The sequence below is a fragment of the Streptococcus sp. HMSC062B01 genome, assembly GCF_001811085.1.
In the GTDB taxonomy this organism is placed as follows: domain Bacteria; phylum Bacillota; class Bacilli; order Lactobacillales; family Streptococcaceae; genus Streptococcus; species Streptococcus gordonii.
In genome coordinates, this window is record NZ_KZ672766.1 from 66004 (window position 1) to 79299 (window position 13296).

Sequence of the window (13296 nt, forward strand, 5' to 3'; positions counted from 1 at the left end):
CTTTCTACCTAGCGACTATTTGTCTTGTGTCGGTTCTTTCTTTGCTTGTGGTTGAGCTTTGAATGAACTAGAATCCTTTGTCAGCACAATATCGTCTGCCTTGATATACCAGTCAACATCTGCTCCTTGATAGGTGGCAGTAGCAACGGTGTCCGCAATGGGATTGATAAGTTCCACCCGTGCGTTATAATCAAACTCTTTCAAAGGCACGCTGGCAGGAATACTTACTTGAATCATGCGTCCTTGTCCTTTGGATTTTAAGTCATAGGTACGTTCCTTGATTTCATCTGAAACCGACCCGTCTTCATTTTGGATTCTCACTTCACGACGTAGAGCAGAGAATTTCAATTCTCCAAAAGTCGTGTCTTTATCTAATACAATGCCATTTGCTAATCTCATCATTTTTCCTCTCTTTCTTTATTCTTTTATCATGTCGTCAGCATGTAAAAGGTAATTTGTAAAACCACGAGTGCCGATTTTGTAGCCCTCTGCGGTAATACGTGGATTGACTGACTTCACACGTTCCTCAAAGCCGAAATGTTTTTCGCCAGCTTCAGCAGGAAGCACCACCACAATATCATCTGCTCTTTGAACATCAGAATAGAGATTATAGCTTCTTGATAAGACAGTTAGCCGTCCGTTGATTCTTCGCTGAACGACTTTATCCTCGCCAGCAAATTCTAAATTGCCGAATGTTTTTTCCATGTTGGGAATCACAAATTTAAGTTCCATATTTTTACCTATCCTTTCTTTTTTATTGGCTGAATGAATGTTTGATGGTCTTAAAGAGTGGGGAACGACCTTTTGATTCTTGATTTTTTGTTTTCATAAGTTCACTTCCTTTCAAAATCGGGTAAAAAAATAGACACCTCATTTTTTGAAGTGTCTACCTATTAAATATTCAAATTTTATTGGAAGTATCTTTATATCTTCACTTTTCAAGGATAAATCGTCGTATCAAAGCTCATTCATAAGTAGTAAATTAGTAGTAAATTGAGTGGTTTTGACCTTGATAAAGTGTGATAAGTCCAGTTTTTATGCGGATAACTAGATTTTTATGCTATTTTTATACTTAAAAATAAAAAACATCCTTAGTTTGACAAGCTTTTCACAAAGTATTAAACTAAAAGAGAAGACAACGCCAATCAAGTTTATTAGAAAGGATTACTAGCTATGGATAAATTAAGCGGAAAAATTGCTTTAATTACTGGTGCAGCTGTTGGATTAGGTGAAGGAATTGCTCAAGTCTATGCCAAATATGGCGCAAAATTATGTCTTTTTGATTTAGATCCTCACGTCGAAGTAACTGCTCAGAAGTTAAGAGATTATTACCATCAAGATATTATTAGTTTTATAGGTGATGTTAGTAATAGACAAGACTTAGAAGAAGCAGTCACTCTAACACTTGAAAAGTTTGGTAGCCTAGATATTGCCTGTTGTAATGCTGGTATTTGTCGCTTGGCACCATTTGATCAAATGTCCGACCAAATACGTGATCAGCATATTGACGTCAATATTAAAGGTGTGTGGAATAGTTGCCAAGCTTCTTTAAAACCTATGCTAAAACAAGGATATGGTTCAATCGTCATAGCTTCTTCTGTCACTGGAGACCTTGTGGCAGATGCGGGGGAAGCGGCTTATGCAATGACAAAGTCAGCTCTTGTTGGTTTAACAAAAGCACTAGCAGTAGAATACGCCCACAAAAATATTCGGATAAACTGTACTCAATTAGGCTATGCTCGAACACCCATGGTTGAAAAAATGGCTCTTGAATCTAATCCTATTAATCCAGAAGAACCTATCCAAGATATTGCTTCAGCAGTCCCAATGAAAAGATTGGCAAAACCAACAGAAGTTGGCGAGTTGTTTGCTTTTCTAGGTAGTGATGAATCTTCTTATCTAACCGGTTCTCAAATTGTAATTGATGGAGGCAGCACTCTTCCAGAAACGCTAAGTATGGGGACAGATCATTAATTAAGCAAAAAACATTACATAACCATTATTATGTAATGTTTTTTGCTATAATTTATCCAAAGCATTCTTTTGCTCGTCATTGACAATGTGGGTGTAGAGGTCTGTTACCTGAGTGCTAGCATGTCCTAGCTGATGACTGACGAGAACTTGAGATTTGGTTGCATCGTATAAACGTGTAGCAAGCGTATGGCGGAGCTTGTGAGGGGTCACTCGCACCTTGAAGTCCTCAGAATACTTTGCCACCATTTTTTCGACACTGGAAGCATCGATTCGATTAGGGATGCCACGATATTCAGTCAAAAAGAAGGCTGTATCAGTCTTTTCGGCCTTATATCGCTTACTCCGAATGCTCAGATACTCTTCTAAATAAGGCTTTGCAAAGGCAGCAACGTTGACAGAGTCCCTTTTTCCGCCTTTTCTTGTCACTTCAATGACCATCATTTTGAGATTGATGTCTTTTAGGTCCAGATTGACAGCTTCAGACAGACGAACACCAGAGGCTAGCAACAAGGCAATGATGGCTAAATCTCGTTCTTTGTTCTTGTTGAAGGAGGATAGCGCACGGTTAGAGAGCTTCTTAGGATACTCAGTATCGATATATTGGAGAAATTCTTCCGTCTCATCCCCTAAAAAGAGCTTCTGCTTAATATTTTCTGCACGGGCAGCCAGAGTTTCCTTTTTCTTCTTGGTAGCAACCTTTTTCATCACATTTCGATAGAAGTAAGGCTCACCCTGCTCGTTTTCAACTTCCTCAGTCAAATACTTATAGAGACTAGACAAAGCAGAAAGTGTTCGGTTAATGGTTGTCTGGGAAACACCGTTTTGGGTGGTGTTAGCATTGAGAAGCGGGCGCTCTCGCAGATACAGAATAAAAGCTTCCATGTCTTTCTTGGTCATGTTTTCCAAGACAGAGAGAGGGATCTCAGCAATATGCGAAGCATTCGTTATACCAGATTCTAGCACCCAGTTAAAAAAGCGATCATATTCTTTGAGATATTCATATAAGGTTGTAAAACTATAAGGCACTGCCAGTTTAGACTGGTAATATTCCAGAATGTACCAGGGCATAGTGGCTTTAAGTTTATCAATTCTTTCTAATAACAGTTCACGTCTCATCATATTTCTCCGTTTTTTATAATAGTAGTATAGCATATCTAGATATATTTTTCAAGAAAATTATAGTTTTTCGGAAAGATGTAAGAGGGCATATATAGTCCAACTTTATTACAAAAACAGATAATAAAAACAAGACAAAGTTGAGAAACTAAACTCTGTCTTGTTTTAGCAAAACTTATTCTTCTAATTTGATTTTTTTTAAATAATCCAGTTGCCATTTTTGTGTTGCCTGAGCTGTTTTATTTAATTTTGTACACCAGGGTGGATAAAATCGCATAGCCATCTTTCCTTTACAATTCTTTGTAGAGAGAATTTTTTTACTGATAGCCACCTCTTGGGAAATGATAAATAAACAGCAATGACGGTTGTTGATGACGACAATAACCACAGTTCATCACCTAAGTCTCTATCGGTATAAAGAATATTCTTGTTGTCTTGGTCTTTTTTCCAAAAGACTGTAAAGTAGCCTTCTTTTTTGGGTCTTTTCTTTGCCAAACGGCATCTTTTATATTCTTGATTATCCTTTGGCCTAATCAAAATGCTTTCATAGTCTTCATTCTATTTTTCATTTATCAGATCAAATTCACCATAATACCTATGAAGAATATCTGTCATTTTCATTGTTTCTTGTCTTTCTTAATCTAAATTTTTTCCTCACAGATAATTCTTGAGCATTACTTGCAAATTTTTTACCTAATTAAAATTATGTAAAAAATCACAAAAATAAAAACTCTTTAATTAAATCAACTACTTGTTCATTTTGTGGTAGAGAGGAATGATGAGCATCCTTCCCTACGATGACTACTTCTCTGTGTGAAGCAATCTTTCCTTTGTAAATCAAGCTCCCAGCCTCTACACTGCTTTTATGGACAATTCCGTCACCGTCTCGGAAAAAGATTCCCATAATTGACAAATGTTGCAACTTCTTAGGTAGATTTTCTTGATTAGATATGAAGTCATCTAACATCTCAACTCGATGATTGATGTTTTTCTTATTCAGATTATAAGGACTACCAATAGTCAGGAGCTTTTCCATCTCCAAGCCAGAATGGTTTGCCAGGTATTGTTGCAGGAATACCGTAAAAACTAGACCACCGTTTGAATGCCCTAGCGCTTTAAAACTGTTAAAAGAATACTTCTCTCTTAAAACTGTTAAAGCAGTGTCAAACATTGCGGCCTGTTTTTTGATATTTTCATAACCATCACGATTATTTTGAAATCCAACTACAAAAATGGGATTTCTGTCCTTGCGCTTCAAATGCCCTCGGTAAGTCATGTGTCCGTCATTCCAGACTTTGATTCGAACAAGGCTATGATGTGAATGCTGATTGCGGTTGAGCTTTTTAACCATTCGATTAAAGCGATTTTCCGTTGCAGAGCTACCAGGAATCATGATAATGGGGCGTATTTCGACCTTGCTGGCAGGTAGATGAGAGATAGGGTGGGAAGGCAGCTTATCAAATAATTTTTGAAAGGTTTTAGCAAGTCGATGAATCAATTGAGTCAAAAAAGGCTTCATTCTAGTCTCCATATCCGAATCTGATATTTCCAAAAACAAGCCACATAAAACTTAGTTATGCGACTTGTTTTTTGTTATTACTTCCGCTTCTTCTTATTCTTTTTCATTTGCTTAGCCATTTTGTTCATACTTCGACGCATCAGAAACTCTCCTGCCTTGCCTTTAAGACCGCCGCCAAACATTTGACTCATATCGGGCATACCAGCTCCTCCCAAAGCTGACATATCCGGCATGCCGCCTTGACCCATCATATCTTGAAGTGCTGACATATCTGGCATTGCACCGCCTCCTGGCATGTTTTTAGGCATATTGTTTGGATTGAGTCCCATTTGCTTCATCATCTTGCTCATGTCACCAGAGAGAACACCTTGCATCAATTGTTTTGACTGATTGAAATCTTTGATAAACTTATTGACGTCTACAAAGCTATTTCCTGAACCATTAGCAATTCGACGACGACGGCTAGGTGTCAATAAATCAGGATTTTCACGTTCTTCAGGTGTCATTGAAGATACAATAGCACGCTTGCGGGCAATTTCTCTTTCATCGACCTTAAAGTTTTTAAAAGCAGGATTGCTAGCCATACCAGGTAGCATTTTGATCAAATCTTCCATAGGACCCATGCCTTGTACCTGATCCAACTGATCAATGAAATCATTGAAATCAAAGGTGTTTTCCCGCATCTTTTCAGCCATTTCAAGCGATTTTTTCTCATCGTATTCTTGAGAGGCTTTTTCAATCAGAGTCAGCATATCCCCCATGCCCAAAATCCGACTAGACATGCGATCTGGGTGGAAGGTTTCGATATCGGTGATCTTTTCACCAGTACCAGTAAATTTAATAGGCTTACCAGTAATCTGACGGACAGATAGAGCTGCACCACCACGGGTATCGCCATCAATCTTAGTCAGGATAACCCCGGTCACTTCCAATTGACTGTTAAATTCGCGAGCAACATTAGCCGCTTCCTGACCAATCATGGCATCGACAACTAAGAGGATTTCATTGGGATTAGCCAGCGCTTTGACATCTGACAGCTCCTGCATGAGCTTTTCGTCAATCTGAAGTCGACCAGCCGTATCAATCAGGACATAGTCGTTGTGGTTGGCTTTGGCTTGCTCCAAACCTTGACGGACAATCTCAACAGCTGGAACTTCCGTACCTAAGGCAAAGACTGGTACATCAATTTGCTGTCCCAGTGTTTTCAGCTGATCAATAGCCGCTGGCCGGTAAATATCTGCCGCAATCATGAGCGGGCGAGCCTTTTCTTCTTTCTTGAGCTTATTAGCAAGCTTTCCAGCAAAGGTGGTCTTACCAGCCCCTTGTAAACCGACCATCATGATAATAGTCGGAATCTTTGGTGATTTGATAATTTCAGCAGTATCAGAGCCCAGGATAGTTGTCAGCTCTTCGTCAACAATCTTGATAATCTGTTGAGCTGGGTTGAGGGTATCGATAACCTCGTGACCGACCGCACGCTCACGGACTTTCTTGATAAAGTCTTTGACAACTGGCAGAGCAACGTCGGCTTCTAAAAGGGCTAGACGAATCTCTTTGGTTGCTTCCTGTACATCACTCTCTGAGATTTTTCCTTTTCTGCGCAGATTTTTAAAGACGTTTTGCAGACGTTCTGTTAAACTTTCAAATGCCATTTTTTATTTCTCCTAGTTTCTATTTCAATCAATTTAGTGGAAATCGTCCATGACGACTTAAACATTGGTATTCTTTTGTAGAGAGTTCTTTCATAATCTCATTTGGATATCCCCAGCAACTGAATCCTAATTTCATCGCTTTAGAAAGATCGTCGGGGGAGATGATTTGCACTCTGGCAGGGAAAGGTTCTTCCGACTCCAATAACCAGCAAGACATTCCCTTGTAGATAACTTGTCTAGCCATGATTAGTCTCTGTTATCAATGCTGGATAGAGTCGCAATTTGTTCTTGCAAGAAACTATCTTCAGGATATTTGTCAGCGATTTCTTCCAGAATTTGGCTCCTAACAATGTAGTCAGAATACATATGCAACTTCATTTCATAGTCTTCTAAAATCTTCTCTGTTCGTTTGATATTATCATAGACTGCTTGACGGCTGACACCAAATTCTTCTGCTATTTCAGCAAGACTATAATCATCAGCATAATAAAGCTCGATGTAATTCATCTGTTTATCTGTCAATAGAGCAGCATAAAATTCAAACAGAGCATTCATACGATTGGTTTTTTCGATTTCCATAAGAAATATTATACCAAAAAAGGCTAATAAACTCTAGTTACTCACAGAGTAAATGACTTTTCTTTATGAAATATTTTAAGGTAATTCAAATTAATCCTTTTTTATGTTAAAAAAAAACACCCTTGTATTCTCAAGGGTGTGACATAATCAAAATTATGTAAATTAGTTGTTTTCTAGATAAAATTCAAAACGTTCGCCGACATATTGACTTTTTACATACTCAAAGGCTGTTCCGTCTTCGAAATAGGATACCTGAGTCAAAGCCAAAATGGCATGACCTCTCGGAATTCCAAGATAATGGGCGATCTTTTCCTTAGCTAAGCGGGCGTATATCGTTTGTTGGGATTTGCCAATCTTATAACCATGTTCTTGAAGAGTTTGGAAGAAATGACTGGTAATTTCTTCTTTGTTGAAATTTTTAATAAACTTTTCTGGTATTGAAGCTACTTCGTATACCACTGGTAGCTTATCAGCGTAGCGAACCCGCTCCATTCGAATAATATTTTCAGTCTTGTTTATTCCTAGCTTTTCGACTTCTTGTTTGCTTGGTAGAGTTCGTCGATAGGAGATCAACTGACTGGAAGGTGTCTTACCCTGAGACTTCATAATCTCAGTAAAGCTGGTAGTGCCTCTCATTTTTTCCTGGACGCGCGTGCTGGCAACAAATGTTCCGCTCCCAACCCGTCGTTCCAGTACTCCTTCTTCTACAAGGAGTGTGATAGCTTGGCGAAGAGTCATTCGACTAACTTGAAAAGTCTCAGCTAAGTCTCGCTCACTGGGTAATCTCTGTCCAATTTGCCAGACTTCTTCATCAATTTCTTTTTTGATTTGATCATGAATTTGTAAATAAGCAGGGAGCATAGTGATCTCCTTTTGGATTTCCTTTTAAAAATATTGTATTATCAATCGAAATAAAAGTCAACATTTACTTAATGGCATTGGAAAAAGCCTCTCTTTTATGATAGAATAAGGAAAAATAAATTTCTTTTAGGGAAGGAAAAAGATGACTAAATCTGAATTGCAAGATGTCGAAAAAATTATCGTATTGGACTACGGCAGCCAATACAACCAGCTCATCTCTCGTCGGATTCGTGAAATTGGGGTATTTTCTGAATTAAAGAGTAATAAAATTTCCGCTGCAGAGGTAAAAGAGCTCAATCCTGTCGGAATTATTCTTTCTGGTGGACCAAACTCTGTTTATGAAGACGGTTCCTTTGATATTGATCCTGAAATTTTTGAGTTAGGCATTCCAATTTTAGGGATTTGCTATGGTATGCAACTTCTGACTCATAAATTGGGAGGTAAGGTAGTGCCGGCTGGTGATGCTGGAAACCGTGAATACGGTCAGTCTAAATTGATTCGCACTGCTTCTCCTCTTTTTGAGAGTACACCTGAAGAACAATTGGTTCTTATGAGCCATGGAGATGCGGTAACTGAAATCCCTGCTGACTTTGTCCGCACTGGTACTTCTGCTGATTGTCCTTTTGCAGCAATTGAGCATCCTGCTAAGAAGATTTATGGGATTCAATTCCACCCTGAAGTTCGCCATTCTGAGTTTGGTTATGATATTCTTCGCAACTTTGCTCTAAATATCTGTGGAGCCAAAGGCGACTGGTCAATGGACAATTTCATTGATATGCAGATCAAACAAATCCGTGAGACTGTTGGTGACAAGCGTGTTCTTCTTGGTCTATCAGGTGGGGTTGATTCTTCTGTGGTCGGTGTTCTTTTGCAAAAAGCTATTGGGGACCAATTAATCTGTATCTTTGTTGATCACGGCCTTTTGCGTAAGGGTGAAGCTGATCAAGTTATGGAAATGTTGGGCGGAAAATTCGGACTAAATATCGTTAAAGCAGACGCAGCTAAACGTTTCCTTGATAAACTCGCAGGTATTTCTGATCCAGAACAAAAACGCAAAATCATTGGAAATGAATTTGTCTATGTCTTTGACGACGAAGCCAGCAAACTGAAAGATGTAAAATTCTTGGCACAAGGAACTCTGTATACCGATGTGATTGAGTCTGGTACTGACACTGCTCAGACTATCAAGTCTCACCATAACGTGGGTGGTTTGCCCGAAGATATGCAGTTTGAGCTGATTGAACCGCTGAACACACTTTATAAAGACGAGGTTCGTGCCTTAGGTACAGAGCTTGGTATGCCTGATGAAATCGTCTGGCGCCAACCGTTCCCAGGCCCAGGTCTTGCTATTCGTGTTATGGGAGAAATCACTGAAGAGAAATTAGAAACTGTTCGTGAGTCTGATGCTATTCTTCGTGAAGAAATTGCTAAGGCAGGGCTTGACCGCGATATCTGGCAGTACTTCACCGTCAATACTGGTGTTCGTTCTGTTGGGGTCATGGGAGACGGACGGACATACGACTACACCATTGCTATTCGTGCTATCACTTCTATCGATGGCATGACAGCTGACTTTGCCAAGATTCCTTGGGAAGTTTTACAAAAAATTTCTGTACGTATTGTAAACGAAGTAGACCACGTCAACCGCATCGTCTATGATATCACAAGCAAACCACCTGCAACCGTTGAGTGGGAATAAAATTAGACTAAAAAGCGTAGGAAGTTTTCTTTCCTACGCTTTTTAGTCTAATTTTTTGCTTTTCTACTCTAACCCACTCAGGTATTCATAGCGCTCGTATTTTTCCAGCAGTTTTTCGTTCTGCTCATCCAGTTCCTGCTGGAGTTGAGACAGGCGAGCAAAGTCAGAGCCATTCTCCTGCATGGCCACTTCAATCTCAGCAATTCGCCCCTCCAGCGTCTCGATATCTGCCTCGATAGTCTCCCACTCCTGCTTTTCAAAGTAGGTCATGCGCTTTTTCACCTCACGCACTTTGGTCGATTTTTCCTTTTCAGTCTTTTGGAAAATAGCAGAGCTTTCTGCCAAAAAGGCTTTTTCGTCTAAGTAATCCGTGTAATTGCCAAAAAACTCTTTGATACCCCCAGCTTCAAAAGCCAAAATTTTGCTGGCTACCTTGTCTAGAAAATATCGGTCATGGCTGACCGTAATAACTGGCCCGGAAAAGCCTTGCAGAAAGTTTTCTAACACCGTCAGAGTTGCAATATCCAAATCATTAGTTGGCTCGTCTAGAAGCAAGACATTGGGCTTTTCCAAGAGAAGCTTGAGCAGATAAAGGCGTTTTTTCTCTCCACCAGATAGCTTGTTGATCAAAGTTCCATGAGTAGAACGAGGAAAAAGAAACTGCTCCAAGAGTTCTGCAATGGAAGTCGTTCCACTGCTTATCTTGACCTCTTCAGCCACTTCTTGCAGGTAGTTGATGACCCGCTTAGACTCATCCAATCCCTCAATCTGCTGAGAGAAATAGGCCACTCGGACTGTATCTCCGATAATGAGCTGACCAGCCTGAGGCTGAAGTTTTCCAGCAATCAGATTGAGCAAGGTTGACTTGCCGACACCGTTATCTCCTACAATCCCAATGCGGTCCTTGTTCTGAATCAAAAGACTGAACTGAGAGAGAATAGGCTTCTGATCATAAGCAAAATCTACATTTTGAAACTCGATAACTTTCTTACCAATACGGCTGGTTTCAAAGTTCATTTCCAGGTTGCTATCAGTCGTCTGACCGGTCAAATCTTTCTTGAGGTCATGGAAACGATTGATACGAGCCTGTTGCTTGGTTGCCCGAGCCTGAGGCTGCCGCCGCATCCAAGAAAGCTCCTGCTTGTATAGTTGCTGCTTTTTGTGAAGTAAGGCCGCATCCCGTTCATCCTGCTCTGCCTTGAGACGAACATAGTCTTGATAATTTCCCTGGTATTCAATCAAGCGACCGCCATCTAACTCAAAAATTCGTGTCGAAATATTATCCAAGAAATAGCGGTCGTGGGTGATGAAAAGGACGGTTTTCTTTGAATTTTTCAAGAAGTGCGTCAGCCATTCAATGGTATCAATGTCTAGGTGGTTAGTCGGCTCATCCAGTAAGAGCAAATCTGCATCGCCTAAGAGAACCTGGGCCAGCTGCACTCGTCGACGAAGGCCTCCTGATAACTGACCAACCTTGAGAGACAGATTTGTTAGACCAAGCTTGGACAGGACTGTCTTAACCTGGCTTTCGATTTCCCAAGCATGTAGTGAGTCCATCTCTGCCATAACCGCTTCTAGCCTAGACTGCTGACTTTCATCATAGGTCGTCAAAAGCAGCTCATACTCTCGAATCAACTGCATTTCCCGTAAATCACTGGACAAAACAGTATCAAGCACCGTCTGCTCCTCATCAAAATCAGGCTCCTGAGTCAGGTAAGCAATCTTATAGCCCGTCTTAGCAGAAAAAGGGCTGACATCGCCGTCAAAACCTGACTTGCCTGACAAGACATCTAGTAGCGTTGTCTTTCCTGTTCCATTGACACCAATCAGACCAATCCGGTCTAGGTCGTGAATGATAAAGGAAATATCCCGAAAAACAGTCTTATCTCCTACTGATTTGGTTAGCTTGTCAACGATAAAATCGCTCATTTTTTCTCCTTGATATAGGCATAAATGGCCTCTAAGTCATTAGGTAAGTGGCCGTCTACAATAGCGTATTCCAACTCTTTTAAAATTTGACCAAGTTTTGGTCCTGGCTCAAAGCCGAACTCCCGCATCAGCATGCCACCATTGACTACCATTTCCTGCTTGCTGTGAATAGTCAGACTGGCATCAAGATTATGAATCGCAGAGAAGTCCACTGTCAAACCTTGCGCCTGACGAAGTTCTTCTGCTTGTAGCAATAAGTCTATATCGTAATCATAGCAGTCACGCTTGGTCAAGTCCCGTTCTGAGCGAATCGTCACAATTTCAACAATATCTGCTACTCTTTTGGCAAATTCACGAGAGGTTTTCCAAATTCTCAAAAATCGTTGAACATCCTGTGTTTTCAATGCTAACAAAAGAGCTGCCCAAGCCTGTTCAGATGCTGAAAAGCAAAAGTCTGAATCCAATTCAAAGAGCTGCTCTAATTTAGCTCCGCTTCCCTTCAAATCTGGCAAAAATTCAATGGCACCGCTTGTCAAGAGTGACTCTAAGCCCTTGCGCCAAAACGGAGCCAGTAAGAGTTTGTCAAACTCAATAAAAATGCGTTCAACTGAAATCTTTTCCAGCAGGGGAGAACAGTCCGTCATAGCTGATAAAGTATCTTGCTCCAAGTCAAAATCCAAGGCAGCCTGAAAGCGAAAGCCCCGCATGATGCGCAGAGCATCTTCATTAAAGCGCTCTGCAGCCGTCCCAACAGCGCGCAAAATATGATTTTCCAAGTCATCCAAGCCTTGGAAAAGATCAATAACTTGACCGTTTTCGTCCAAAGCAAGGGCGTTGATGGTGAAATCGCGTCGTTTGAGATCTTCTTCCAAAGAGCGCACAAAAGAAACCTTACTAGGCCTGCGGTAGTCCACATAGACATCCTCGGTCCGGAAAGTCGTCACTTCGTATTCACGGTTATTTTCCAGAACCAAGACGGTTCCATGCTCAATCCCCACATCAACCGTACGGTCAAAGATACGCTTAGTTTCCTCAGGATAGCTGGAGCTGGCAATATCCACATCGTGAATAGGTCGCTGCAAAAGGGCATCGCGAACTGAGCCGCCAACAAAATAAGCTTCAAAACCAGCAGCTTTTATCTTCTCTAATACTGGCAAAGCCTCCTGAAATTCAGAAGGCAGAGTTTCTAATCTCATAGTAAATGTTCCAATCCATAGACTAATTCTGAGCGTTTAATAACTTCTTTAATGGCGAGATTAACTCCTGTCATAAAGGAGGCGCGGTCATAGGAATCATGCCGTAGGGTTAATCCCTCTCCCTGGCTGCCAAAGATTACTTCCTGATGGGCAACCAGACCTGGCAAGCGGACCGAATGAATACGCATGCCATCGAAATCAGCTCCGCGGGCGCCGGCTATAGACTCTTCCTCATCAGCAGCTCCCTGCTGCTTGCTCGGTCTGACTTGGCTGATGAGCTCGGCTGTCTTAATAGCAGTACCGCTCGGTGCATCCTTTTTCTGGTCGTGATGTAGCTCGATAATTTCTACATTTGGGAAATACTTGGCAGCCTGAGCTGCAAATTGCATCAGCAAAACAGCCCCCAAGGCAAAGTTTGGAGCAATCAATCCACCCAACTGCTTTTCCCTAGACAGCGTGATCAACTCTTCCAATTGCTCTGGAGTAAAACCTGTCGTTCCAACTACTGGACAAAACCCCTGTTCCAAAGCGAAGCGAGTATTGTCATAAGCTACTTTAGGGGTTGTAAAATCAACCCAGACATGGGCTTCCAGTCCAGCCAATTCTTCCTTGGCATTGAAGACAGGAACACCTGCTACTTCTTTTTCATCCGTAAAAGGATCCAGCAGTCCAACTAATTCTAGTTCTGGATCTTCTGTTACCATTTTATAGGCTGCTTGGCCCATTTTACCTTTGAAGCCTGCAATGATTATTTTAATTCCCATCTGCATC

The 13296-nt window shown here is 40.9% G+C and carries 13 protein-coding genes and 1 pseudogene; 2 read left to right on the forward strand and 12 right to left on the reverse strand.

The window, feature by feature from the left end; all coding sequences use genetic code 11:
* Positions 1–15 precede the first annotated feature (15 nt).
* A complete protein-coding gene (locus HMPREF2780_RS01135) occupies positions 16–402 on the reverse strand; it encodes a YdcP family protein (RefSeq protein ID WP_000985015.1) in 387 nt (128 codons plus the stop codon).
* Positions 403–417: 15 nt separating this feature from the next.
* A complete protein-coding gene (locus HMPREF2780_RS01140) occupies positions 418–732 on the reverse strand; it encodes a YdcP family protein (RefSeq protein WP_105025970.1) in 315 nt (104 codons plus the stop codon).
* A 441-nt stretch (positions 733–1173) separates the two neighbouring features.
* Here HMPREF2780_RS01140 and ucpA point away from each other — a divergent pair, with 441 nt between their 5' ends.
* The gene (gene ucpA, locus HMPREF2780_RS01150) at positions 1174–1974 is read left to right on the forward strand and encodes an SDR family oxidoreductase UcpA (RefSeq protein WP_045502954.1); all 801 of its coding nucleotides are present in this window, start codon (positions 1174–1176) and stop codon (positions 1972–1974) included.
* Between the two features lie 45 nt (positions 1975–2019).
* On the opposite strand, the gene xerS is transcribed toward ucpA, so the two are convergent.
* The 7 genes and pseudogenes from xerS to HMPREF2780_RS01185 all read right to left on the reverse strand — a co-directional run bounded on the left by xerS (position 2020) and on the right by HMPREF2780_RS01185 (position 7701).
* Positions 2020–3090 (reverse strand): tyrosine recombinase XerS, encoded by a 1071-nt coding sequence (xerS, locus tag HMPREF2780_RS01155; RefSeq protein ID WP_061595745.1) that lies wholly within the window; start codon positions 3088–3090, stop codon positions 2020–2022.
* A 175-nt stretch (positions 3091–3265) separates the two neighbouring features.
* Positions 3266–3627 (reverse strand): annotated as a pseudogene (locus HMPREF2780_RS01160) (MepB family protein).
* Between the two features lie 178 nt (positions 3628–3805).
* On the reverse strand, positions 3806–4609 hold the full coding sequence (locus HMPREF2780_RS01165; RefSeq protein WP_061595744.1) for an alpha/beta hydrolase: 804 nt from the start codon (positions 4607–4609) through the stop codon (positions 3806–3808).
* Positions 4610–4686: 77 nt separating this feature from the next.
* Positions 4687–6261 (reverse strand): signal recognition particle protein, encoded by a 1575-nt coding sequence (ffh, locus tag HMPREF2780_RS01170; RefSeq protein ID WP_061583393.1) that lies wholly within the window; start codon positions 6259–6261, stop codon positions 4687–4689.
* A gap of 28 nt (positions 6262–6289) precedes the next feature.
* Positions 6290–6505 (reverse strand): hypothetical protein, encoded by a 216-nt coding sequence (locus HMPREF2780_RS01175; RefSeq protein ID WP_061583394.1) that lies wholly within the window; start codon positions 6503–6505, stop codon positions 6290–6292.
* A gap of 2 nt (positions 6506–6507) precedes the next feature.
* Positions 6508–6840 carry a putative DNA-binding protein gene (locus HMPREF2780_RS01180; RefSeq protein WP_008808687.1) on the reverse strand — a complete coding sequence of 111 codons (333 nt, stop codon included), beginning with the start codon at positions 6838–6840 and terminating at the stop codon, positions 6508–6510.
* A 162-nt stretch (positions 6841–7002) separates the two neighbouring features.
* The gene (locus HMPREF2780_RS01185; RefSeq protein ID WP_045502937.1) at positions 7003–7701 is read right to left on the reverse strand and encodes a GntR family transcriptional regulator; all 699 of its coding nucleotides are present in this window, start codon (positions 7699–7701) and stop codon (positions 7003–7005) included.
* A 142-nt stretch (positions 7702–7843) separates the two neighbouring features.
* Here HMPREF2780_RS01185 and guaA point away from each other — a divergent pair, with 142 nt between their 5' ends.
* Positions 7844–9400, forward strand: coding sequence for a glutamine-hydrolyzing GMP synthase (guaA, locus tag HMPREF2780_RS01190; protein WP_061595743.1), 1557 nt, complete (start codon positions 7844–7846; stop codon positions 9398–9400).
* A 63-nt stretch (positions 9401–9463) separates the two neighbouring features.
* Here the strand turns inward: guaA and HMPREF2780_RS01195 are convergent, their stop codons facing one another.
* Genes HMPREF2780_RS01195 through dapB form a run of 3 tightly spaced genes read right to left on the reverse strand, consistent with a single transcriptional unit; the run spans position 9464 to position 13289 of the window.
* Positions 9464–11329 carry an ABC-F family ATP-binding cassette domain-containing protein gene (locus HMPREF2780_RS01195; protein ID WP_061595742.1) on the reverse strand — a complete coding sequence of 622 codons (1866 nt, stop codon included), beginning with the start codon at positions 11327–11329 and terminating at the stop codon, positions 9464–9466.
* Positions 11326–12525 carry a CCA tRNA nucleotidyltransferase gene (locus HMPREF2780_RS01200; protein ID WP_105025972.1) on the reverse strand — a complete coding sequence of 400 codons (1200 nt, stop codon included), beginning with the start codon at positions 12523–12525 and terminating at the stop codon, positions 11326–11328. Before HMPREF2780_RS01200 ends, HMPREF2780_RS01195 begins: the two co-directional genes overlap by 4 nt.
* Positions 12522–13289 carry a 4-hydroxy-tetrahydrodipicolinate reductase gene (dapB, locus tag HMPREF2780_RS01205; protein ID WP_045634841.1) on the reverse strand — a complete coding sequence of 256 codons (768 nt, stop codon included), beginning with the start codon at positions 13287–13289 and terminating at the stop codon, positions 12522–12524. Before dapB ends, HMPREF2780_RS01200 begins: the two co-directional genes overlap by 4 nt.
* Between the last annotated feature and the right edge of the window lie 7 nt (positions 13290–13296).

Bases quoted from the DNA above. Each gene is read 5' to 3' on its own strand.
- HMPREF2780_RS01135 (WP_000985015.1), bottom strand. From the start codon at position 402: ATGATGAGATTAGCAAATGGCATTGTATTAGATAAAGACACGACTTTT.
- HMPREF2780_RS01140 (WP_105025970.1), bottom strand. From the start codon at position 732: ATGGAACTTAAATTTGTGATTCCCAACATGGAAAAAACATTCGGCAAT.
- ucpA (WP_045502954.1), top strand. From the start codon at position 1,174: ATGGATAAATTAAGCGGAAAAATTGCTTTAATTACTGGTGCAGCTGTT.
- xerS (WP_061595745.1), bottom strand. From the start codon at position 3,090: ATGAGACGTGAACTGTTATTAGAAAGAATTGATAAACTTAAAGCCACT.
- HMPREF2780_RS01165 (WP_061595744.1), bottom strand. From the start codon at position 4,609: ATGAAGCCTTTTTTGACTCAATTGATTCATCGACTTGCTAAAACCTTT.
- ffh (WP_061583393.1), bottom strand. From the start codon at position 6,261: ATGGCATTTGAAAGTTTAACAGAACGTCTGCAAAACGTCTTTAAAAAT.
- HMPREF2780_RS01175 (WP_061583394.1), bottom strand. From the start codon at position 6,505: ATGGCTAGACAAGTTATCTACAAGGGAATGTCTTGCTGGTTATTGGAG.
- HMPREF2780_RS01180 (WP_008808687.1), bottom strand. From the start codon at position 6,840: ATGGAAATCGAAAAAACCAATCGTATGAATGCTCTGTTTGAATTTTAT.
- HMPREF2780_RS01185 (WP_045502937.1), bottom strand. From the start codon at position 7,701: ATGCTCCCTGCTTATTTACAAATTCATGATCAAATCAAAAAAGAAATT.
- guaA (WP_061595743.1), top strand. From the start codon at position 7,844: ATGACTAAATCTGAATTGCAAGATGTCGAAAAAATTATCGTATTGGAC.
- HMPREF2780_RS01195 (WP_061595742.1), bottom strand. From the start codon at position 11,329: ATGAGCGATTTTATCGTTGACAAGCTAACCAAATCAGTAGGAGATAAG.
- HMPREF2780_RS01200 (WP_105025972.1), bottom strand. From the start codon at position 12,525: ATGAGATTAGAAACTCTGCCTTCTGAATTTCAGGAGGCTTTGCCAGTA.
- dapB (WP_045634841.1), bottom strand. From the start codon at position 13,289: ATGGGAATTAAAATAATCATTGCAGGCTTCAAAGGTAAAATGGGCCAA.